Annotated in this window: 23 protein-coding genes; all 23 read right to left on the bottom strand. The window is 45.5% G+C overall.

What is annotated here, in order from left to right:
* Nucleotides 1-3: 3 nt before the first annotated feature.
* The 23 genes from G475_RS0115520 to yycF all read right to left on the bottom strand — a co-directional run bounded on the left by G475_RS0115520 (nucleotide 4) and on the right by yycF (nucleotide 19,835).
* A complete protein-coding gene (locus G475_RS0115520) occupies nucleotides 4-612 on the bottom strand; it encodes a flavin reductase family protein (protein ID WP_026702065.1) in 609 nt (202 codons plus the stop codon).
* Between the two features lie 23 nt (nucleotides 613-635).
* Nucleotides 636-1,835 (bottom strand): acetyl-CoA C-acyltransferase, encoded by a 1,200-nt coding sequence (locus G475_RS0115515; RefSeq protein ID WP_026702064.1) that lies wholly within the window; start codon nucleotides 1,833-1,835, stop codon nucleotides 636-638.
* Nucleotides 1,832-2,485 carry a 3-oxoacid CoA-transferase subunit B gene (locus G475_RS0115510; protein ID WP_035711433.1) on the bottom strand — a complete coding sequence of 218 codons (654 nt, stop codon included), beginning with the start codon at nucleotides 2,483-2,485 and terminating at the stop codon, nucleotides 1,832-1,834. The genes G475_RS0115515 and G475_RS0115510 overlap by 4 nt, the downstream gene beginning before the upstream one ends.
* Nucleotides 2,475-3,170: a CoA transferase subunit A gene (locus G475_RS0115505; protein ID WP_026702062.1), complete on the bottom strand. Its 696-nt coding sequence runs from the start codon at nucleotides 3,168-3,170 to the stop codon at nucleotides 2,475-2,477. Before G475_RS0115505 ends, G475_RS0115510 begins: the two co-directional genes overlap by 11 nt.
* Before the next feature lies 1 nt (nucleotide 3,171).
* On the bottom strand, nucleotides 3,172-4,011 hold the full coding sequence (locus tag G475_RS0115500) for an alpha/beta fold hydrolase (protein WP_026702061.1): 840 nt from the start codon (nucleotides 4,009-4,011) through the stop codon (nucleotides 3,172-3,174).
* 19 nt (nucleotides 4,012-4,030) lie between these two features.
* On the bottom strand, nucleotides 4,031-4,495 hold the full coding sequence (locus G475_RS0115495) for a DUF3237 domain-containing protein (RefSeq protein WP_026702060.1): 465 nt from the start codon (nucleotides 4,493-4,495) through the stop codon (nucleotides 4,031-4,033).
* A 5-nt stretch (nucleotides 4,496-4,500) separates the two neighbouring features.
* Entirely contained in the window at nucleotides 4,501-5,625 is a 1,125-nt protein-coding gene (locus G475_RS0115490; RefSeq protein WP_026702059.1) for a muconate/chloromuconate family cycloisomerase, read from the bottom strand.
* Between the two features lie 60 nt (nucleotides 5,626-5,685).
* Nucleotides 5,686-6,465, bottom strand: a complete 780-nt coding sequence (locus G475_RS0115485) for a dioxygenase family protein (protein ID WP_026702058.1) — start codon at nucleotides 6,463-6,465, stop codon at nucleotides 5,686-5,688.
* A 53-nt stretch (nucleotides 6,466-6,518) separates the two neighbouring features.
* On the bottom strand, nucleotides 6,519-7,061 hold the full coding sequence (locus G475_RS0115480) for an FAD synthetase family protein (RefSeq protein ID WP_035711429.1): 543 nt from the start codon (nucleotides 7,059-7,061) through the stop codon (nucleotides 6,519-6,521).
* A gap of 28 nt (nucleotides 7,062-7,089) precedes the next feature.
* Nucleotides 7,090-8,634, bottom strand: a complete 1,545-nt coding sequence (locus G475_RS0115475) for a 4-hydroxyphenylacetate 3-hydroxylase family protein (protein ID WP_026702056.1) — start codon at nucleotides 8,632-8,634, stop codon at nucleotides 7,090-7,092.
* Nucleotides 8,635-8,898: 264 nt separating this feature from the next.
* Nucleotides 8,899-10,680 (bottom strand): XylR N-terminal domain-containing protein, encoded by a 1,782-nt coding sequence (locus G475_RS0115470; RefSeq protein WP_026702055.1) that lies wholly within the window; start codon nucleotides 10,678-10,680, stop codon nucleotides 8,899-8,901.
* Nucleotides 10,681-10,726: 46 nt separating this feature from the next.
* A complete protein-coding gene (locus G475_RS0115465; RefSeq protein WP_026702054.1) occupies nucleotides 10,727-11,188 on the bottom strand; it encodes a flavin reductase family protein in 462 nt (153 codons plus the stop codon).
* A gap of 106 nt (nucleotides 11,189-11,294) precedes the next feature.
* Nucleotides 11,295-11,498: a zinc-binding dehydrogenase gene (locus tag G475_RS0115460; protein ID WP_156911741.1), complete on the bottom strand. Its 204-nt coding sequence runs from the start codon at nucleotides 11,496-11,498 to the stop codon at nucleotides 11,295-11,297.
* A 64-nt stretch (nucleotides 11,499-11,562) separates the two neighbouring features.
* Nucleotides 11,563-11,715 carry a TRAP transporter large permease subunit gene (locus tag G475_RS28060; protein WP_156911739.1) on the bottom strand — a complete coding sequence of 51 codons (153 nt, stop codon included), beginning with the start codon at nucleotides 11,713-11,715 and terminating at the stop codon, nucleotides 11,563-11,565.
* Nucleotides 11,712-11,849: a TRAP transporter large permease subunit gene (locus tag G475_RS28055; protein ID WP_156911737.1), complete on the bottom strand. Its 138-nt coding sequence runs from the start codon at nucleotides 11,847-11,849 to the stop codon at nucleotides 11,712-11,714. The genes G475_RS28060 and G475_RS28055 overlap by 4 nt, the downstream gene beginning before the upstream one ends.
* A gap of 270 nt (nucleotides 11,850-12,119) precedes the next feature.
* Entirely contained in the window at nucleotides 12,120-12,599 is a 480-nt protein-coding gene (rlmH, locus tag G475_RS0115455) for a 23S rRNA (pseudouridine(1915)-N(3))-methyltransferase RlmH (protein ID WP_026702052.1), read from the bottom strand.
* A gap of 96 nt (nucleotides 12,600-12,695) precedes the next feature.
* Nucleotides 12,696-12,869, bottom strand: coding sequence for a CxxH/CxxC protein (locus tag G475_RS26875; RefSeq protein WP_084414157.1), 174 nt, complete (start codon nucleotides 12,867-12,869; stop codon nucleotides 12,696-12,698).
* A gap of 98 nt (nucleotides 12,870-12,967) precedes the next feature.
* Nucleotides 12,968-14,212 carry a S1C family serine protease gene (locus tag G475_RS0115445; protein ID WP_026702051.1) on the bottom strand — a complete coding sequence of 415 codons (1,245 nt, stop codon included), beginning with the start codon at nucleotides 14,210-14,212 and terminating at the stop codon, nucleotides 12,968-12,970.
* Nucleotides 14,213-14,290: 78 nt separating this feature from the next.
* Nucleotides 14,291-15,085: an MBL fold metallo-hydrolase gene (locus G475_RS0115440; protein WP_026702050.1), complete on the bottom strand. Its 795-nt coding sequence runs from the start codon at nucleotides 15,083-15,085 to the stop codon at nucleotides 14,291-14,293.
* A 14-nt stretch (nucleotides 15,086-15,099) separates the two neighbouring features.
* Nucleotides 15,100-15,978, bottom strand: coding sequence for a two-component system regulatory protein YycI (locus G475_RS25305; protein ID WP_051302577.1), 879 nt, complete (start codon nucleotides 15,976-15,978; stop codon nucleotides 15,100-15,102).
* A 1-nt stretch (nucleotide 15,979) separates the two neighbouring features.
* Nucleotides 15,980-17,305 carry a YycH family regulatory protein gene (locus G475_RS0115430; RefSeq protein WP_026702049.1) on the bottom strand — a complete coding sequence of 442 codons (1,326 nt, stop codon included), beginning with the start codon at nucleotides 17,303-17,305 and terminating at the stop codon, nucleotides 15,980-15,982.
* Complete coding sequence (walK, locus tag G475_RS0115425; RefSeq protein ID WP_211233931.1) at nucleotides 17,302-19,125, bottom strand: cell wall metabolism sensor histidine kinase WalK; 1,824 nt, start codon at nucleotides 19,123-19,125, stop codon at nucleotides 17,302-17,304. The genes G475_RS0115430 and walK overlap by 4 nt, the downstream gene beginning before the upstream one ends.
* A 2-nt stretch (nucleotides 19,126-19,127) precedes the next feature.
* Nucleotides 19,128-19,835: a response regulator YycF gene (gene yycF, locus G475_RS0115420; protein ID WP_026702047.1), complete on the bottom strand. Its 708-nt coding sequence runs from the start codon at nucleotides 19,833-19,835 to the stop codon at nucleotides 19,128-19,130.
* Nucleotides 19,836-19,916: the final 81 nt, after the last annotated feature.

The following is a 19,916-nucleotide window of genomic DNA, read 5'->3' as shown; positions in this document are numbered from 1 at the left end:
TTATTATTCTTTAGGAAGTCGAAATGGTTTTGAAATGGAGGCATAGTCTCCAGCAAGCCTGGCTAAAGGCTTCCATTGTTCAATATCGGTTTTGAAGCTTTCTATATAAATATTTCTTTTCACATGGACACGGAGCACTCTGCCCAACACAAGGGACGATATTCCTACCGGAAGAACCTGTTCTAGTTCTATTTCAAAAGAAATCGGTGATTCATCTACTCTGGGGGGCGAAATAATATCGGATTCTTTTGGTGTTAAACCTGCCTTTTCAAATTCATCAATATGGGAGGACCATGCTTGAGAAGATACATACATTTCATTACCTAATTCTTCTGAGACAATATTAATGACGTATTCTTTAGTGTCCTGGATATTTGTTAATGTGTCTTTATTACCTTTATTTTGCGCAGGGGCAATAGAAATAGCCAAAGTAGGAGGGGACGGGGAAGCGACTGTGAAAAAGCTGAATGGGGCAAGATTTAATGTGTTATTTTCACTTTTGCTCGATACCCAAGCAATAGGTCTGGGCACTATGGAACCAATCAACAGTTTATACATATCATTTGCCTCCACCTCCTCTGCTTGAAATGTTAACGTGTTTTTCTCAGACATTCTGACCCCTCCCTTCTACATTATCATGTGTTTTCAACAATAACCGATATCCCTTGTCCAACTCCGATACACATCGTCGCAAGACCGCGATGCACATCCCTTTTTTTCATTTCATGGATCAAACCTGTCAATATTTTTGCACCGCTTGCTCCCAGAGGATGGCCAAAGGCAATAGCGCCTCCGTTGACGTTCACCTTTTCGCGACTGAGTCCAAGCTCATGGATAACAGCCAGGGACTGGGAAGCAAAGGCTTCATTTAATTCAACAAGGTCCATATCCTGAGGGGTGAGATTCAAACGCTGCCATACCTTCCTCGTGGAATAAATCGGCGCAATCCCCATAACGTCCGGCTCCACCCCGGCTGTCGCAGACGCTTGAAAGGTGACAAGAGGGGTCATGCCAAGAGCTTCCGCCCGTTCCCGGCTCATCAACAAGAGCGCCGCTGCCCCGTCATTCACCCCGGAAGCATTCCCTGCGGTGATCGTCCCTTCGGAAAACAGAGGCGGCAGGCTGCTTAACTTTTCCAATGTTGTTTCCGGCCGCGGGTGTTCATCACTCATGATGGTCGTTTCCCTGCCTTTCGGATCCCGGACCGTTACGGGAATGATTTCGTCCGCCAACCGGCCGCTTTCCACCGCCCTTTTCGCCCGCTGCTGACTTTCATAGGCAAAACGATCCTGTTCCTCCCTGGAAACCCCGTACCGCTGCGCCACGTTTTCGCCTGTCTCCGGCATCGAAGCGGTGCCGTACATCGCCTCCATCTCAGGATTGGGAAACCGCCATCCGATGGTAGTATCATGGAGTTCCATATTACCCCGTGGGTATTCTTTTTCCGGTTTTTTCATCACATAAGGAGCCCGGGTCATGCTTTCTGTGCCGCCGGCAATCATGATATCTTCTTCGCCCGTCATGATCGCACGGGCTGCCATGCTTACCGCATCCAGGCTGGATCCGCACAACCGGTTGATCGTGGTGCCTGTCACCGTCTGCGGCAGCCCGGCTAAAAGCAGCGACATCCGGGCGACATTTCGATTCTCTTCCCCGGCACCGTTCGCATTGCCAAATATTACATCCCCGATTTCTTCCGGCGGCAGCTTTGGATTCCGTTGCATTAAGGCCCGAATCACCACAGCTCCCAGATCATCGGGACGGACATCTTTAAGGGCGCCTTTATATCTTCCGATCGGCGTACGGAGGGCGTCTACGACCACTACTTCTTTCATGTTGGATCCCCCTTTGCAGCCAGTTCCTCGCTCACACGGTACGCGGCTGTCGTTTTTTCAGCGATCTCCTGAAGCGTCGCCTCCCCGCGTAATTCCGTCAATACGTAGCCATCATCGATCCAGCGGAAAACCGCCAAATCCGTGATAATGACATCGGCTTTGCGGGTGGACGTCACTGGATACGTGCAGGCATCGACAATTTTCGGTGATCCGTCTTTGGATACATGGTTCGTCGTAATCATGATTTTTTTGGCCCCGACAAGCAGGTCCATAGCCCCGCCAACCCCGATAATATCTTTGCCCGGGACCGCCCAGTTCGCCACACGACCGGCCGCGTCCACCTGCAACGCTCCGAGAATCGCCACATCTACATGGCCTCCGCGGATCATCGCAAACGAATCAGCACTGTGAAAATACGAAGCTCCGACCGCTTCGCCAACCGGCAGTTTGCCGGCATTCACTAAAAGAGGATCCACCTCTACTTCTTCGACCGACGTTACCCCGAGCATGCCATTCTCGGTATGAAGATAATAGCTATCTTTATCCAGATAATTGGCTACCAGCGTAGGGACGCCAATACCTAAATTAATGATCGAGAACGGCTCGAGGTCCTCTGCCGCCCTTTTGGCAATGGCTTCTTTACCGGCCACGATCCACCACTCCTTCCTTTGTTAATACGTACCGGCTTTGCACGAGCGCGTCCACAAACAAATGCGGAGTGGCAATCGCTTCCGGATCAAGCTCTCCTTCGTTCACGATGTCATCGACTTCGGCCACTACATACGAAGCAGCGGACGCCATCACCGGGTTAAAGTTTCGGGCCGTCTTGTAGTAGACAAGGTTTCCTTTCGTATCGGCTTTTTCCGCTCGAACAAAAGCCACATCCGCTTTCAACGGTTTTTCCAGCAGGTACGTCTCGCCCTCTATTTCTCTGGTTTCTTTTCCTGCAGCCAGTTCCGTCCCGACAGCGGTTTTGGTATAAAACCCTCCAATACCGGCTCCACCGGCCCGGATGGCTTCTGCGAACGTCCCCTGCGGAAGCAGTTCCAGTTCCAGTTTTCCTTCGTTATACCACTGCGCTACTTCCCGGTTACTGGTGAAATACGACCCAATAGCTTTTTTCAGCTTTCCCTGCTGCAGCAGGATCCCCAGGCCTTTTCCTGTCTCCCCAACGTTATTACTGATGATCGTTAAATCCGTGACATCACGGTGCGTCAGGGCGTCAATCAAGGTAAGCGGGCTTCCGACAAGACCAAACCCGCCGACCATGATGGTATCGCCGCTACGGACGTTTTCGACTGCCTGTTGAACAGGGATGTGTTTTTGCACCCTCATGTTACGACTCCTCCTTTGCCAGAAAACGTTCAACAACCGCCAGGACTTCCGGCTGTTCATTAAAAACCAGTTCATAATGATTCACGGGGGTGGTTACGGTCTGGATGGATGGGCTCGCGTCCTGTATTGGGCGGTAGGAGCCTTGATGAAACAGGGAAGGGTTGCTACCCATCGCCCCTTCCACAATAACGAGCAGCGTATTCCGCGGAAGGAAAGGGCCGACTTCTGCTGGATCAAAGGCATAGAAGCTTTCAAAATCCTGCAGTATCCGATGATAATCAGATCGATGCTCCCAGGTACTCCCCCTTTTTTCTATCTCATAGCGGGCGATGGTTTCCATGTCCTTATTCCAGCGGATATTTAAACGCTCATACAGTTCTTTGGTCCTGGCGGTATAATCCGCTTCAGAATCAAAGGAGGTACGCAGCCGTTCTAGCGAGGGAAGGATCAAATCCCGCTGGTAGGCTTCCGGCTGACCCGCCCCGTCCAACAGGAGAAGTTTCGAGACATCCGGCCTCCGGCTCGTCGCAAGCGCACAAACATACCCTCCCATCGAATAGCCCATCAGCATCGGCCGCTCGATCCCCATGGTTTCAATGAGATCCAGCAGATCATCGGCATGGGTGAAGATGGAGGTGTCCGGCGGAGCGTCTTCACTTTGGCCCCGGCCCCGCATATCATAGCTGATCACCCGGTACCGCCCGGAAAGCTTTCGTTGGTAATACTGCATCTGCTTATGATGCCCCGTGAGACCGTGAACAGCAATAACCGTCCCCTCGTCTCCCGGCGTGTCACAGATATGCAGGCTTTTTCCCTTGTTGGTTATGATTTGTTTTTCCATGGGCGTCTGCTTCCTTTCTTCATTTCACGGTATAAATGGAATAATTCACTTTGCTGGGGAGGCGGATCCCCCGGGAGACGAATAACCGCCGGTTCAGCCAGTCGTAGGACGGAGCGGCGGTTTCAAAGACAGGCGCGGTCCGGAAATAATATTCCGAGGGATCCACGTCTTCACCGGCGCCGAGCCGCTCTAACACTTCTTGCGGTCCCGTTCGGATGCCCCGGTACGTCATCATAATCAGCGCATCATCTTCGGTATGCAACAGAATGCGGACGTCCTGTATAATGGTCCCGTCTTCCCGAACTGTGATCCAGTCATCGCCGCCCGGTACGACCTCGGCATTTACCTCTCCGCGCATCGCTCCTCCTGTCACCCGGATAATCCGCCTTTCTCCTTCATGCGTGGCACCCGGAAGATGAGGGTTTTCCACGGTTAATTCCATGTCCGCGAGAAACGTCAGGGCAGGAGCTGGTAAATGTTCCATTCCTCTCACGTCTCCTTTCTTCGATAGCGTGCTACGTTCGCTTCATCCGGCTCGACCCCCAGCCCCGGCTTATCCGGAACCTGAATAGAACCCCCTTGGATGACGAGCGGGGCTTTTACAAGATCATCAGCCAGCCAGTCCGGCCCGAACAATTCACTGCCGTAATCGAGGTTCGGAATCGAACCATACGCGTGCAACGCCGCAGCCGTGCCGATGGAACTTTCGAGCGAGGTTCCGCCAAAACAGGAAACCCCTGCCGCTTCGGCGATGCCGGCCATTTTGACCGTGTTTTTCAGGCCCCCGGCTTTGTGAATTTTCAACGAAAAAATGTCAGCGGCTCCCGCCTGGACGATCCGCATCGCATCATAGATCGACTGCAGGCTTTCATCGGCCATAACCGGTACTTTTTTCATCGCTGTGAGGCTTGCCATTCCTTCGATATCGTGCGGCGGGAGCGGCTGTTCCAAAAAGTCGATCCCCGCTTCCAAAAAGGCATCCATCCAGCGCCTTGTCGTCATCCGGTCCCAGGAGCCATTCGGATCAATCCCTATCGGCGAAGAAGAGGGGATACCTGCGGCGATATCCACATTCCGCCGGGCATCGTCCACCGGGCTTTCTTTTCCAGATTTGGTCTTAAACGACGCGTAACGGCCGGAGGATACCAGGTCTCCGGCCTCTTCCACATCGCCTTCTTTGGTCCCGGAGGCCAGCGCCCACCGTACCGGAATCCACGTTTGATACTGTCCCCCCAGCAGCTGATGCACCGGAACCTCGTACGTTTTGCCGAGCGCGTCATAGAGCGCCATTTCCACAGCGGCTTTGGCAAACGAATTACCACGGATGTTCCGCTCCACCCTCTGCATCAATGCTTCGAGCTGCGAAGGATCCCCATCCATAAGCAGGGGGGCCATATACTGATCGATCACAAGTTTCATCGTTTCCACACTTTCCCCGTTCCACCATATCCCCGGGGTCGTCCCTTCTCCAATTCCCTCGGTGCCCTTGGTTAAGGTCACCCGCACCAGCACAAAGCTTTTGGATGTTACTTTCGTGGTGGAAAATTGATGGGGCCGTTTAATCGGGACATCAAGGAGTTCTGTCGTTATTTCTTCAATACGTGGTCTGGTCATCCTGCTTCCTCCTGTATCATCGAAAAAAGGGACATAACCCGATGTCCCTTTTTTCCCTTTTTAGGCCGGCCGCATTTCAAAGGTCAACGCCGCTTCTTTATGGCCGCCTTTGTCATGCAGGGTCGTGATAAGTTCTTCCCGCACCCCTTCTGCCACATCATTGTCGAGCCATGGATCCCCTTCAAAAAAGACCTGCGTAATTAACGTTTCATAGCCTGGGGCTTCAAACATCAGATGCAGGTGGGCGGGGCGCATCGGATGCTGATCCAGATATTCCAGGAATTCTCCCGTCGGCCCTTCGTCTGGGATCGAATACGGAATCGGCACGATCGTCTTCACATCAAAGGCCCCGTTTTCGTCGGTATAAAAATGGCCTCGTAAATTGTAGGGCGGGGCCTCCGAATCAAAGGAGGAATACTTGCGGCTGTTGTCGTTGTGCCATATTTCCACCTTCGTGTTGGCAAGCGGTTTCCCCTGCAGGTCCTGGACCCGGCCGGAGAAATGCAGCGTTTCCCCCGGCTCATCCGGCCGCATGGTGTTCACCACCGGCTGTCCCGGGGTGTGTTCCAGACGCGGAGACCCTTCGATAAAAAACGGACCTAACAGGGACGGCTGCGTTCCCGGCATGTTCGTATACATCGCCTGGAGCACATGCGTCTCGAGAAAAACATCAGCATACAACGGGAGTTCCCCGGCCCGGCCGAGACGGTCCGCCCAGTTTACAAAATTCGTGTATTCCTCGTGGTTCAAATTCGCTTCTTTTAAAAACGCTTTCATGTGTTTTAAAAATAAATCAAACACTTCCTCTACGCGTTCATTCTTCTTCACGTTAGTCGACATATATAATTCCCCTTTCTATTTATAAATGTTTTCAGGAAGCAATGTAATCACGCTTAAAAGGATTCCAGCTGCTCTCTTCCTATTAAATGGCAGGCTTTTTTCCATTCGTCTTTTTGAAGAAGCTCTCTAACACGGGTGGAAGATATTCTTTTCCCTTCATCACAAGTTACAAAAGGTAAAACGTACACATTGAAATATTCCGACAACAACTCAACATCACCCTGTTTTTCTTTGCCAAATTGAAAATTGGGACCAACCCGTATTTCCTCCGGCCTTAAAAAGGCCATTTCTTTAATAAAGGAAGTCGGAGGACGGGAGGCATATTCATCATTGAATTGTGCTACGATCGTGTAATCTGCTCCCAGCTGTCGAATGAGTTTTACTTTCTCTTCTATTGTTGTTAGAACAACAGAATTTTGAAAATGGGCCCGAGGCGGGGGATCAAAAGTATATACAACAGCAGGAACATCTAATTTCCTTGCTCTGGCAACAGAGTATTTTATCAGGGCTTGGTGACCTCTATGCATACCATCAAAAGCTCCGATTGAAACAACAGATGAGGGCAGCGTCAGTTGGTTGTCAGCATAAATATGCATCGTTTATTCCTCCTGTAGGGACGTTTCTTTATTTTTTAAAGTAGGATACATCATCTGGGTTGATCCATGTCTCGTTCACCCAGCCATCCAAGTCATAATCGGCCATGCATTGCTCAGCAATGGCTTCAAAAGCCTCTGCTTCTCCAGAATTCTGGGCGGCTGTCAGATTTTCAAGGCGGATATTTTCGTGATTGCCGGAGTAATTTCGTTCATATAGTTCATGCCGGCCTCCGTATTCTGTTCCGACTATTTCCCAAAGAAGTTTAACCAATTTAATTTTTTCAAGTGAGGTAATGCTATGGGAACCACGGTAAAGCTTATCAATGATCGGACGCAGCTCGGGGTTTTTAAAGTCGGCAGAACTCGACGGCTGAACGATCAAATTTCCAGCTACTACGTTTTCAATAATCTCCTTAATTTTCGGCCAGCCTTCCGACATGAAGACACGATACGCCAGACCATAATTTAAATTCGGAAGGGCTGTATTGTTCCGTCCTGTATCAGGGTTCATCGACATGGAATCACTTATCGACCAGAACATATTCTTCCAGGCTAATACTTCACCGACATTAGCCTGAACACCGCGGAATTGATCAGTCCCGTTTGTTTTGACAGCTTTTATCAACACCCCTGCCACAAAATCAAGTTTAACAGCCAGGCGGGTTACACCGTGAAACGTAAATCGATGTAAAAAGCCGCTTTCCGGGAAGAAATTATTTGCTTTTTCCACATCGCGGTAAATCAAGATGTTTTCCCACGGAATCAAAGCTCTTTCAAAAACTAAGACTGCGTCATTTTCATCAAAACGGCTGCTCAAAGGATAGTCAAACGGACTTCCCATGACCGCTGCCTGCATTTCATAAGACTGTCGGCAGATCAGTTTAACACCCGGGGTATCCATTGGTGCGACAAAAACAAGCGCCATATCTTCAGATCCAACCGGTACAGCCCCGTAATGAGCAACAAAGTTATAATTGGTAAGAGCCGACCCCGTTGCTACCATTTTTGCTCCGCTGACAATAACCCCTTCATCCGTTTCTTCTTCTGCTCTAACAAACACATCATTAACAGCTTCCATCGGCTTATCCCGATCAACGGGAGGGTTTATAATCGCATGATTAAAAAACCAATTTTTTTCCTGTGCTTCTTCATACCAGAACTTTGCATTTTCTTCATAAGGGGCGTAATATTCCGGATCCGCCCCTAGCGTTGCTAGAAAAGATGCTTTGTAGTCCGGGGAGCGACCCATTTGACCATATGTGATTTTTGCCCATTCCGCTATCGCATCTCTTGATTGGATCAGATCCTCAGAAGTTTTAGCGTATTGAAAGAACTTATGAGTAAAACCCCCGTTTCCGGTATCTGTGGAGGTAGTTAAAATATCCTTGGTTTGTTCATCATGAAGAGCATCATATTGCTTTGCTATGGATCGCGCTGCATTACGAAATGCCGGATGAGTTGTAACATCCTTTACTTTTTCCCCATTGATCCAAATCTCCCGGTTATCCTTTAAACTATCCAGATACTCTTTTCCTGTTAATGGACGCTTCGTCTTCTGCTGTTGATGAAGCATACAGAAACCTCCTTCATTCATTTTCCAATTAAAACGCTTTCAATTGGTTAGTTTTATTATGTATTTTTTTCAGAATAATTTGAACTGCAAAAAAACATTGAGATCTGGGAGCTCTTTTTCAACTTTTGTGGTAATAAAAATAAAAGAAGCATTTCCGTGCTGCTATACCTTGTTCTGGATCCGATTTTCAACTATATTATCCCCTAATAATTAAAACGCTGCCAGATAAATTCTTGGCAGCGTTTTAATATGAAAAAATTTCTGTTAACTCTTATTGATTTTAACAGCAAAGTAAATCTGAATAGCTAATTGACATTGAAATCTACCTGGTCCTGATTTCAAATCAACGTCACACAGTTTTTCAATTCGTTCCAGCCGGTATCGCAGTCCTGCAATAGAGAGGTGCAATTCATCCGCTGTATGTTGGAGATTTCCATTATTATCAAGATAAAATTTTAAAGTCATCAACAGATTAGTCTGACTTGATTGATCATATTCTACTAGTTCTCCAATTGTTTTTTGGTAAAATTCAATAAGTTCCTGCTGATCGGTCCCTTTTAAAAACATCATAACAGGCTCTATATCTTCAAATAATGAAATACGGCTGTCTCCAGGATCCGTCAATTGAATAAAATCACTAATCGTACAGGCATCTTGGTAACTTTTTGTTAGTGTCCTCAAACTTTCTGCTTCTCTTCCTACTCCAATAAAAGCCGTAGTGAAGTAGAACTTTTGATTCAAAGCAGTGATGATGTCAGAAGCAATGTCCTTCGCTTGTTCCGCATCTTTATTTGTTAATATCACAATAATATATGCACCTTTAGAAAATATATCTTTATCTGAATATACGGTATTTAAAAACCGCAGCACGTCTTTGCAGTGAGTTTCGGGTTCTACTTTAACAGATAAAATTCGGTTTAATGTTTCCGGTTGAAAATTAAAAAGGTGAGATCGTTTTTCAAAAGCCTCTCTATCAACATTATTGAGCATCTCTTCAAAAAATTCTTCCTTCTTCTTCCAAAGAGATTTGGTAATCTTCCATTGATGAAATAGTTGCATGGTAAACACATTCAGGGCTCGTTTAATTAATAATTGATCTTTATTCGTTAATTTTTTCTTACTAATTACCACCATTCGGCCTAAATTAATATTATTTGCCTGAATCGGAAACGTTGCGATATCATTTTCTTTTTCCTCTGTATATACGTGATGACCAGCCCAGTTTTTGTAAATGTATTCATCATTTTCATTAAGGAAAGCGCTTTCAATTACTTGGTTATAGTAATCAACTATAATACTTTTATCAAGGGTTTGAGCAACAAAATTTATAGTCTCCGAAAATTCTCTATCTTCAAGAAACATATTCGTCAATTGTTCCTGCATTGAATCAGACTCCATAATGTTATGGTTGATTTCATGCAGTTCATTATAAGCTCGGTCCAGTTCAGATGCCAGCGATTCTGTTCGGTAATACCTCATATCTTTTTTATGCTTTTCTTCCAAATCGATCATTGTTTTCCCGACAAAATAGCAGTAATCATTACCTTTACCTGTACATTTATCTTCATAAACGACCACGTCTCTGCCGAATGTACTTGTCAGATACCCACTAGCGTAACCAACAAGCATCCAGCATACAACATCCTTGCTGTATCCATAATGATGAAGATGCTCAACTGCTTCAAATGAATTCCTCCAATATCCCGTGAAATATAAAGAAGAACCATTTATTTCAATGACGTCCGGTTCAACGGTGACAACACCTTCAAGCGTATGAAGAGACGGGCCGGCGAGCATAAGTTCCTCCAGTGTTTCCCATTCCTCCATTGATGCTATACTTTCTCCATCTCTTTTTCCCCAGGCCCACCCATATCTCATCAAGAAGCCTTTCGCTCTTTCTATTCCAAGGGTATTAATCAAATCCCGACGGAGAAGACCTAATGCTTCCACAGAGACTAAAGCCATCCGTTTATTATTAAAAGTAATCATACCCGTTCGTGGATTAATATCGATTAAATTTTCAAAAAATAATTGATGAGCCTTCATGGAGAACCCCTTTCTTCCAATGATTGGAGACGCAGAAGTGCTGCACCTAGGTGACTGCAACTTCCGAAAACCGCCCACAGTAATATAACAGGGGATTACCACTATTATACTGAAAGTTTTTTACTTCGCCAAGGTAGAGGACATGGTCTCCTCCATCATAAGCTGCCCAAGGCTCACATTCCATATATGCCAACGAATCCTTTATTCGGTTACCCAACTTTCCATCCTCCCATTCAAATGGTTCCGGATCCTGAGTTTTCCCCGCAAAATGAACCGCTGTCATTTTTTGTTCTTCAGATAAAACGTTTACAATAAAACGATTATTGTCTAAAACATTTAATGCATTTGTGTTTCTATCGACGGAAACGAGAACAATCATAGGATCGAGTGATACAGAAGTAAAAGAATTTACCGTAAAACCGTGCGTTCCTGATGTAGCCTCACTGGTTATCACGGTTACTCCTGTAGCAAAATGTCCCATGCAGTTTCTAAAATCTTTAGGATCCATTAAGAACACTCCTTTTTCTTTAATTTGTTTAAATTGTAACAATATTTAGTCAATGCATATACCGCAAAAAAAGCTAGAATATGTATAAGTTACTTGCACAAAAATGTTAATCTATAGTCATTATGATTTTTCCAATATTCTTATTTTCTTTCATATAACCATGAGCATTTTCTACATCTTTCCAATTAAAAATTTTATCAATAACAGGGACAAAAGTTTTATTTTCGAACTTAATATTTGTATATTCATGGAAATCTTTTACCAATTTATTTTTAAAGCATGTTGACCTATTCCTTAATTTAGTGCCCATAATATTTATCCTTTTTCCTATAATTTTTTTCATATCAATTGTTTATTGATGCCCACCCAAAGCGCTAACTATAACCCAAGAGTAATAAAAATAGATTAATAATAATTATTGTTAATAAAGGAGGTAACGACGCTTCATTGATTGACATAGCAATATTTTGAGGGATTCTTTCCAATGTTAACCATGAACCAAAAAATGAGGCTGTTGCTATAATCAATCCGTTACAGAAGCTTCAGTAGGCTTAAAAATTCCTCCATAAATACCTCCAAGTATTATTACAGGCATCAATAATGCCCAAAATGCCGACTTTAATAAATACCAAAAACCTATATTCGGTGTCGGATTGTTCAATAGTCGTTGTAATCTTTTTTCGACTGTAAATAAATGATATAAGCATTAATGAAACACCTATTATAATGCCTGGAAGTATCCTGCTAAGAGTAAGTCCCCAATCGATACACCCGCAGCAATTCATACAATACTAATGGTATACTGGTGGTATGATTGCACCAATAGTGCCGCCCGCTGCGTGTAACACAGAAGAAAAACCTCTGTCATATCCTTTCATGGTATCGCTGGCATCATAATAGCTAATAACGATTTCAACCCTTTATTTTACCTCTATTTATGATACGGTTCCCCTTTCTGAATCTTAAACGCCCGGTAGATCTGTTCGAGCAGGAGCAGTTTCATAAGCTGATGCGGGAAGGTCATTTTCGAAAAGGACAGCTTCTGCTCCGCACGCTGCAGAACGTCATTACTTAATCCATTGGAACCTCCAATGATAAAAGTAAGCTGGCTTTTGCCCTGAATACTGAGTTTTTCCATCTCCCCGGCCAGCTTCTCCGACGTCCAGTTTTCTCCTGTCCGATCCAGGGCAATAACATGCTGGGCTGGTTTGATTTTATTTAAAATACGTTCTCCTTCTTTTGCCTTTACCTGCTCTCGTTCTTTGTCACTCATCTGCTCCGGTGCCTGCTCATCTTTTACCTCATCGAAAGTCAGTTTGCAATACGGACCCAGTCTTTTTTCGAATTCATTGATCCCCTGATTAATATACTTTTCTTTAATCTTTCCGACACTTACAATTTGAATCTGCATTTTCTTTTTCTCCTCTACCTCTTTGCTTCTTTTATCTTATTGTTCACATGTGCACAACGCCCTATTAAAATTTATCCACAGAAGATATCCACATATTCACACCTGATGTGAACGTTTCTCTTGAACTTTATACACAGCTTTCTGCTCACAGTATGAACATCCTGTGGATAGATTGTCCTCCGCCATCCTATCCATGAACGGGGGTTCTCCGCTGTGTTCCACCGCGTCATCAAGGGCTCTTTCGCTGTGTTCTTCACAGGCATAGTACATTGGGAATCACCTCGTATTTACTATATCATGAGATAATTATCCACAACACATAAAAAACAGCCTCCAAAAGCTGTTGTTCTTCTGGAGGCCGCGTCATGTTAAAAACTTTGCTGGGCATTTAGTGTCAGTTCGGTCGTACGTTGTTCTCCATCTCTGTAGAAGGTGATTTCCACTGTTTCACCCATACTGATTTCCGTATATAAATATCTTCGTAAGTCATGGCCATCTGCAATTTGTGTGTCATTAATTGCTGTAATCACATCATACTGCTCAAGACCGGCCTCGTCCGCAGGCGTACCCGAAACCACATTAGTAATGAAGATGCCGCTCTCGACTTCTGGAGGAAGCTGTAATGTCTCCTGCCAGTGATAGCTTGGAATTTCAGAAATCGCCCGGAGAGTAATCCCCATCTGCGGCCGTTCTACTTCACCGGTCGCTTCTAAATCTTCAATTACAGGAATGGCAACGGATGTTGGAATCGCAAAACCTATACCTTCCACCGAGGACTGTGCTATTTTCATGGAGTTTATTCCAATAAGCTGGCCGTTTATGTTCACGAGCGCTCCCCCGCTGTTCCCAGGGTTAATCGCTGCATCGGTCTGAATAACTTCAGCATTCCAGTCGGGCTGGCCGTTGCCGGTAAGATCAACCGGAATACTGCGTTCTACTGCGCTTATTATCCCCTGTGTCACCGTTCGTGACAAATTCGTGCCAAGCGGGTTGCCTATTGCAATCGCAGGCTCTCCCACATTCAGGTTATCGGAATTGCCAAATTCAGCGGTAGTCTCAACTCCTCCTGCTTCAATCCGGAGAACCGCCAGATCGGTCAATACGTCCGATCCTACAATTTCTGCATTAACCCGGTTTTCATCAGATAAACTGACTTCCACCTGGCTGGCCCCTTCGATTACATGATGGTTCGTCACAACAAAAGCGGAATCTCCTTCCACTTTATAAATGACCCCTGAACCTGTTCCTTGATTCGCGCCGGAGCCTTCCTGATCTTCCTCCCAGAATTCAGACTGCTGCAGGTTAAAAACACCGACCACAGCTCCTGAAATTTTTTCTACCGCTTCGGTCGTGTCGGAACTCACGGATAAATTTACGTTTTTCTGTTCGTCCTCAAACGCGATTTCATCGGGCTGAGTCTGATTATCCATTTGTTCCGGAGGCGCCTCTTCTGCTGTTCCCGGATAGAGGCCGGATTCATAAAGAAAAGGCACCGAGAACACGACCAGCAGGGCTCCAATCACAGCTCCGGCAATACCTGCCCATCTGGTTTTCCGCCGCTGTCTGTGAGCTCTTTGAGAATCTTCTTTGGTATGATCATTATAATAACCCATACACCCTGTCACCTTTCATTCCATTTTCCGTGATTATCCTATATCGTTTCCCTTCTTTTTGTTTTTAAACATTCTTCCTTAGAGTGTGACAAGAGGGGTTGCTTCATACGGATCTGTATCATAAAGATGAAAGGTAAAGCCGATCCCGGCCTCTTCTTTTTCCAATATTTGTTTGACAGACATGCGGGCGAGTTCTTTCATATTGTTATCCTGACTCAAATGAGCCAGATACACCCTTCTTGTCCGGTCTCCAACTACTTCTGCCAGAGCCGAAGCTGCGTCTTCATTTGAGACATGGCCGGTATCTCCTAAAATTCGGCGTTTTACATTCCATGGATACCGCCCCATACGCAGCATATTCAAATCATGATTCGTCTCAAAAACGTACATATCAGAATCACGAATGAGTCCTTTTGTTTGTTCTGTGACATACCCCATATCCGTCGCCAGGGTGAATTTTTTTCCCTGATGATGAAACACAAAAAACATGGGGTCCGCTGCGTCATGAGAGACTGGAAAAGATTCGATATCCAAATCGGCAAAGGACGCTACGGAATTTTGGGCAAAGGTAAATTTCTGCTCGGTCTTCAGCCTCCCGAGACTTTCCTCCATCGCTTTCCATGTTTTGGGGTTGGCGTATATGGGCAGGTGATATTTTCTGGCGAGAATTCCCGCTCCTTTTATATGATCACTGTGTTCATGTGTAATGATAATGCCGTCAATATCCCCGGGATGCCGGGAAATCTGGGCAAATAAGTTTTCCATTTTTTTACCGCTTAAACCTGCATCAATCAGCAGCCGCTGCTGCTCTGTTTCGATATATACAGCGTTGCCGGTGCTGCCGCTGGCCAGGACACTGAACGATAATGCCATGCAGTTGCCTCCATTTATTCTTCCTCTGTTTCATTCTCCTCGTTTTGACCGTTTTCTGTCTCTTCTTCTGAATCTCCTTCTCCTTCCTCAGCTGAAGGGTTTTCAATCGCTTCTGTTTCCTCCGACACTTCCTGCAGCGTACGTATGGTGCCGCCAATCGCGTTAACAAGATATTCACTTTCTTCGTTTACTTCGATGCTGTACATAGGGGCAAGAACCTGCGCTGTTCCCTCCGGCGGAAACAGACTGTAATACCTTACCTCCACCTCGTTGACCTCATCATTATAAGAAACGATGCCGTCATTCACCAATCGTTCAATGGCTCCATAAGGGGCAAGCATATCTTTTTTCTTGCCTTCTTCTTCAAACTCGAGATAACTTTGAATATAGCTTTCCACTTCATTGTCTTCATTTAAAAATAACACCAGCGGATTTTCTTCGTAGGTGACAACGGTGTCTTCTTCATACATCTGGTTGAAGAACATCTGCCCGTCTTCACTGTTCCAACGGTCGAACTCATATTCAGACCCATTCCACACCTGCTGGTTTAAAAAATTAGAAATGTCCTCTTCATTGGAAACCGCATAGGGATCCTCCAATGTCACTTCCACAAAATTATTATCCAGCGTGCTGACATTTTCCTCTCCGGCCTGATTTCTCACCTCTTCTTCAATATCAAGAGGTTCCCCCACAATATGGCTGATTTCATCCCGCTCTTCGGGAAGCTCTTCCGTCACGGAAACGTTCATCTCATTTAATCTTTCTTCAAATGTATTCTGAGCTCGTACATTGAGGTCACTTTGGTTTCTCTTTTCTATGATTTCATTCAGCAGAAACGCATTTAACAGCAGGAAGGTGATAATAAAAATGGTTTTTGTTCGATTCCAGTCCATTTTACCCCTCCTGAGTACCTGGTGTTTCTTCCGGATCTATTGGATACCAGGCCCCGTCTTGTTTGACATACCAGCTTGGCTCAAAGCGAAAGACCAGGCTGTCTGTTTTCTCCAGTTGATATCCCGGCTTAATGTCTTCTATCAGGGAAGGATCAAATTGTTCCTCGGCATATTCAACGACTTCTTCCCCGGAGGCGAGTTCCATAGAGCCTCTGGCATCAATCGGGGAATCATCCAGCTGAAAGAGTGGACGGGAATACTCTGACACCTGGCCTCCGGATCTCGTTACATTGATGGAGGATATTTCTGGACCGCCGGCAGTGAAAACAGGCAGCCCCGCCACCATCATCCGGTAGGTTGCACTTTCTTCCTGGGTTTGCCGGTGCCAGTCATACAAACGGTAATCATCCGTCCAGCCGCCGCGTGAATTGACAAAGTCAAAGGCAGCACCAATCACATGGCTCTGGCTGGAAGAAGTATTTTCACTGTAGACCGGGTTCACATACGTTAAATAACTACCGTTTTCTTCAATGCTCATCATCTGGTTTCCATCGGTGAAAGATGCATTCTGATTATCCTGGCGGTACTGTTCCACATAATCAGAGTCGCTGAATAATAGATTTAAAAACTTATTATAGTCAATCTCTGTCGATGTGTCAGACAGGGTATTGTACGTCACCGCTTCTGTCGGAAGATAAAGAACTTCCGACGTGGAGGCGTTATTGTTTAACTGGTAAGGAAACACAGAAGTATAATCGTCCATCTGGAGGACGTACTCTTCGCGGAACGCAGACAAACTAAAGTTGGTCTCCCCTTCCAGCACAAAGGATTCCTCATGAGAAATGAATTTTACAATCAATGTATCTGTATCCCCGCCTTGATCCTGCAGAACAATACGGTCAATGGAATCCATGGATAGGTTCGGAGAGTCTTCTTCAAAGCGGAGCATTTGCTCCATGATTTCATCTGGAACCGGGGTCGGATAAATAATCTCTGCCGAACGCTGTCCTTCATAGATGTCGTCTTCGTTTACTTCCTGGTTTAACGTAATATTTTCAAAGCGCGAGTCCAATAAATCTTCATAAAATCTTGAAAATAATGCATCGGTTGCATTTAACGAGGCATGGCTGTCTCCATCGTGAAGGATAAGCTGATCCGGTTCCACCACTTCCTCCAATTGCAGCTCTTCCCCTAATTCTTCACTTGTCGCGATAGATGCTTCATTCAAAGGGGCCAGGCTCGGCTGAAACGTCCATAGCTGCCAGGTTAAAAACACACTCAATCCTACCAATACCGTGAGGGTCCATGATTTTATCCGTTCTTTCATTCGACAACACCCGCTTTTTCCTGAGCTGCATAGGGAAGAGTGACAGTAACTGTGGTTCCTTTCTGCCATTCACTGTCAATGGTAATATCCCCGTGATGAGATTCGATTAACTCTTTTGCTATCGCCAGACCCAAACCTGTGCCTCCCAGATTACGAGCCCTGGCTTTATCTACTCTATAGAAGCGGTCAAAGACTTTAGGCTGGCTCTCTTTTGGAATACCCATACCTTCGTCTGTAATTTTAATATCCACTGCTTTTGCTCCAGGAAGGGCCTGAATCGTAATCATCCCTCCATCCGGTGAATACTTCACAGCATTGGATACAATATTGTCAAATACCTGCATCACTTTGTCCTTGTCCATATCTACATAAATCGGATGCTTTGGAACCTGTTTGGAAAACTCGATATTTTTATCCTTCGTAACCATTTCAAATCGTTCTGACATCTGCTCCAGAAGTTCCCCTACATTTTCCGTGTGGAAGGTCATCTTTAAATCGTCACTGTCCATTTTGGACAACTGCAGTAAATCATTGACGAGCCGAATCATACGTTCTGTTTCATTCTGTGTTACTTTTAAAAAACGGGGACCTATGTTTTCATCTTCCATCGCTCCATCTTCCAATGCTTCCAGATAACTTCTCATCGTCGTTAACGGTGTTCTAAGTTCATGAGACACATTGGCCACAAATTCCCGGCGTTCCCTTTCAATCGTTTCTTTTTCAGTGACGTCATGCAGGACGGTAATCAAACCATTAACCGGTCCATCTTCGTTTCGGATGACAGAAAAGTTGGCTTCAAGCAAAAACGCTTCTTCTTCATTACTAAAATCCAACAGAATTGCGTCCGAATAATCATATAAATCGCTTGGAGCGACGGTTTCAGACAAGTGCAGCATTTCCGGCAGCGACGCCCCTATAATCTGATTACTATTGACATTCAGAAGTTGTTCCGCTCTCTTATTCATGAGAATAATCCGCCCTAATTCGTCTGTCGCGATCACACCATCGGTCATATGAGTCAGGACAGAGCTGAGCTTTTTCCGCTCTCCTTCCGTTGTCGCATGGGCCTCTTTCAAATTCATCGTGAGAGCATTAAAAGATTCAGCCAATTGGCCGATTTCGTCCTGGCCGTAAACCCGGACACGACGGGAGAAATCCCCCTCCCTCATCACTCTGGCCTGGCGGCGCATATCTACGATCGGACGGGTGATGGTCTGGGATAGTAATATACCCAGCAATGCTGTAATACCAAGAGCTATAATGGTTCCCTTTATAAAAATGGAATTAATTTCATCCATTTCCTGATAAATAGCTTTCATGCTTGCTTCGATATAAATGGCTCCCAGTATTTCTCCATTTTCTTCAATCGGCTGGGCAATCACACGAATCCGGTCTCCTGATTGATCTCTCACTATGGTCTTAGCCGGGGTTCCAAGAAGTGCGCGTTCCACCCTCACCTCCGTACTCTGCTGTCCTACGATATTCTGATCATTCCATTCGGACGTTCCCAGTATCTGTTGGTTGGGACCGATCACCTGGGCTTCCATTCCCTCCACCGAAAAAAATTCCTGAAGGAGTGTTTCTATATCATCTTCCAACGGTTCTTCTTCCTCATCCCGGTTCCGGGTCAGCTCCTGTTTCACGTTATATTCCAGCAGGTCCGCGCGCTCCACAATCATATCTTCATGGTTTTCTTTCAGCTGCGCTTCCAGTTCTCCTGTAAAATACACCCCAATGACCTGCACCGCTATAAAAATGAGGAGCATAAAAATGGTGATCATTTTAAAATGGATCGATTTAAAAAAGTCCCCTATTTTCATCACTACTTCTCCTGTTCAGGATGTTTTAAGTAATACCCCACGCCTCTTCTTGTTACAATCCACATAGGGTAGCTGGGATTGTCCTCCACTTTTTCACGGAGTCTGCGCACCGTTACATCCACGGTTCGTACATCTCCAAAATAATCATACCCCCACACGGCCTGGAGAAGGTGCTCCCTTGTCATAACTTGTCCAAGATGTCTTGCTAAGTAATGAACGAGTTCAAATTCCCGATGGGTCAAATCAATCGGGTCGCCCCGCTTGGAAACAAGGTAGGCATCCGGATCAATCGTCAATCCCCCGACTTCAATCTGCTTTTGTTTCGACTGATTTTCTTCCGGCACAGCCTGAAGCCGGCGCAGATTCGCTTTTACCCTTGCCAGCAGTTCCCGGTTACTGAAAGGCTTGGTTACATAATCATCCGCCCCAAGTTCCAGACCAAGTACTTTATCAATTTCTGCATCTTTGGCTGTCAGCATGATAATCGGCATATCAAAATATTTACGAATTTCACGGCATACTTCCATGCCATCCTTATGCGGAAGCATAATATCAAGAAGCACCAGGTCCGGAACAAATTCATGAACCTTTTCCAACGCTTCATTCCCATCGTACGCTACTTCTACTTCAAAGCCTTCTTTTTTCAAATTAAAATCTAAAATATCGGCGATCGGTTGTTCATCATCTACGACTAATATTTTTTCGTCCATATCCATTCGCTCCGTTTCCTTCATGAATTCAGAAATGTATGCTTCGTCCCCCAATAAAGCAGGAAAACCTAACTATTTTAT

It is taken from the genome of Salibacterium aidingense DSM 18341, from assembly GCF_000429685.1.
Classification (GTDB): domain Bacteria; phylum Bacillota; class Bacilli; order Bacillales; family Marinococcaceae; genus Salibacterium; species Salibacterium aidingense.
Note: the sequence above shows the minus strand (reverse complement) of the source record. Positions and strands in the feature narration are given on the sequence as shown.

Excerpts from the sequence above, each read along its gene's own strand:
- G475_RS0115520 (WP_026702065.1), bottom strand. The coding sequence starts at position 612 with ATGTCTGAGAAAAACACGTTAACATTTCAAGCAGAGGAGGTGGAGGCA.
- G475_RS0115515 (WP_026702064.1), bottom strand. The coding sequence starts at position 1,835 with ATGAAAGAAGTAGTGGTCGTAGACGCCCTCCGTACGCCGATCGGAAGA.
- G475_RS0115505 (WP_026702062.1), bottom strand. The coding sequence starts at position 3,170 with ATGAGGGTGCAAAAACACATCCCTGTTCAACAGGCAGTCGAAAACGTC.
- G475_RS0115500 (WP_026702061.1), bottom strand. The coding sequence starts at position 4,011 with ATGGAAAAACAAATCATAACCAACAAGGGAAAAAGCCTGCATATCTGT.
- G475_RS0115495 (WP_026702060.1), bottom strand. The coding sequence starts at position 4,495 with ATGGAACATTTACCAGCTCCTGCCCTGACGTTTCTCGCGGACATGGAA.
- G475_RS0115490 (WP_026702059.1), bottom strand. The coding sequence starts at position 5,625 with ATGACCAGACCACGTATTGAAGAAATAACGACAGAACTCCTTGATGTC.
- G475_RS0115485 (WP_026702058.1), bottom strand. The coding sequence starts at position 6,465 with ATGTCGACTAACGTGAAGAAGAATGAACGCGTAGAGGAAGTGTTTGAT.
- G475_RS0115480 (WP_035711429.1), bottom strand. The coding sequence starts at position 7,061 with ATGCATATTTATGCTGACAACCAACTGACGCTGCCCTCATCTGTTGTT.
- G475_RS0115475 (WP_026702056.1), bottom strand. The coding sequence starts at position 8,634 with ATGCTTCATCAACAGCAGAAGACGAAGCGTCCATTAACAGGAAAAGAG.
- G475_RS0115470 (WP_026702055.1), bottom strand. The coding sequence starts at position 10,680 with ATGAAGGCTCATCAATTATTTTTTGAAAATTTAATCGATATTAATCCA.
- G475_RS0115465 (WP_026702054.1), bottom strand. The coding sequence starts at position 11,188 with ATGGATCCTAAAGATTTTAGAAACTGCATGGGACATTTTGCTACAGGA.
- G475_RS0115460 (WP_156911741.1), bottom strand. The coding sequence starts at position 11,498 with ATGGGCACTAAATTAAGGAATAGGTCAACATGCTTTAAAAATAAATTG.
- rlmH (WP_026702052.1), bottom strand. The coding sequence starts at position 12,599 with ATGCAGATTCAAATTGTAAGTGTCGGAAAGATTAAAGAAAAGTATATT.
- G475_RS26875 (WP_084414157.1), bottom strand. The coding sequence starts at position 12,869 with ATGTACTATGCCTGTGAAGAACACAGCGAAAGAGCCCTTGATGACGCG.
- G475_RS0115445 (WP_026702051.1), bottom strand. The coding sequence starts at position 14,212 with ATGGGTTATTATAATGATCATACCAAAGAAGATTCTCAAAGAGCTCAC.
- G475_RS0115440 (WP_026702050.1), bottom strand. The coding sequence starts at position 15,085 with ATGGCATTATCGTTCAGTGTCCTGGCCAGCGGCAGCACCGGCAACGCT.
- G475_RS25305 (WP_051302577.1), bottom strand. The coding sequence starts at position 15,978 with ATGGACTGGAATCGAACAAAAACCATTTTTATTATCACCTTCCTGCTG.
- G475_RS0115430 (WP_026702049.1), bottom strand. The coding sequence starts at position 17,305 with ATGAAAGAACGGATAAAATCATGGACCCTCACGGTATTGGTAGGATTG.
- walK (WP_211233931.1), bottom strand. The coding sequence starts at position 19,125 with ATGAAAATAGGGGACTTTTTTAAATCGATCCATTTTAAAATGATCACC.
- yycF (WP_026702047.1), bottom strand. The coding sequence starts at position 19,835 with ATGGACGAAAAAATATTAGTCGTAGATGATGAACAACCGATCGCCGAT.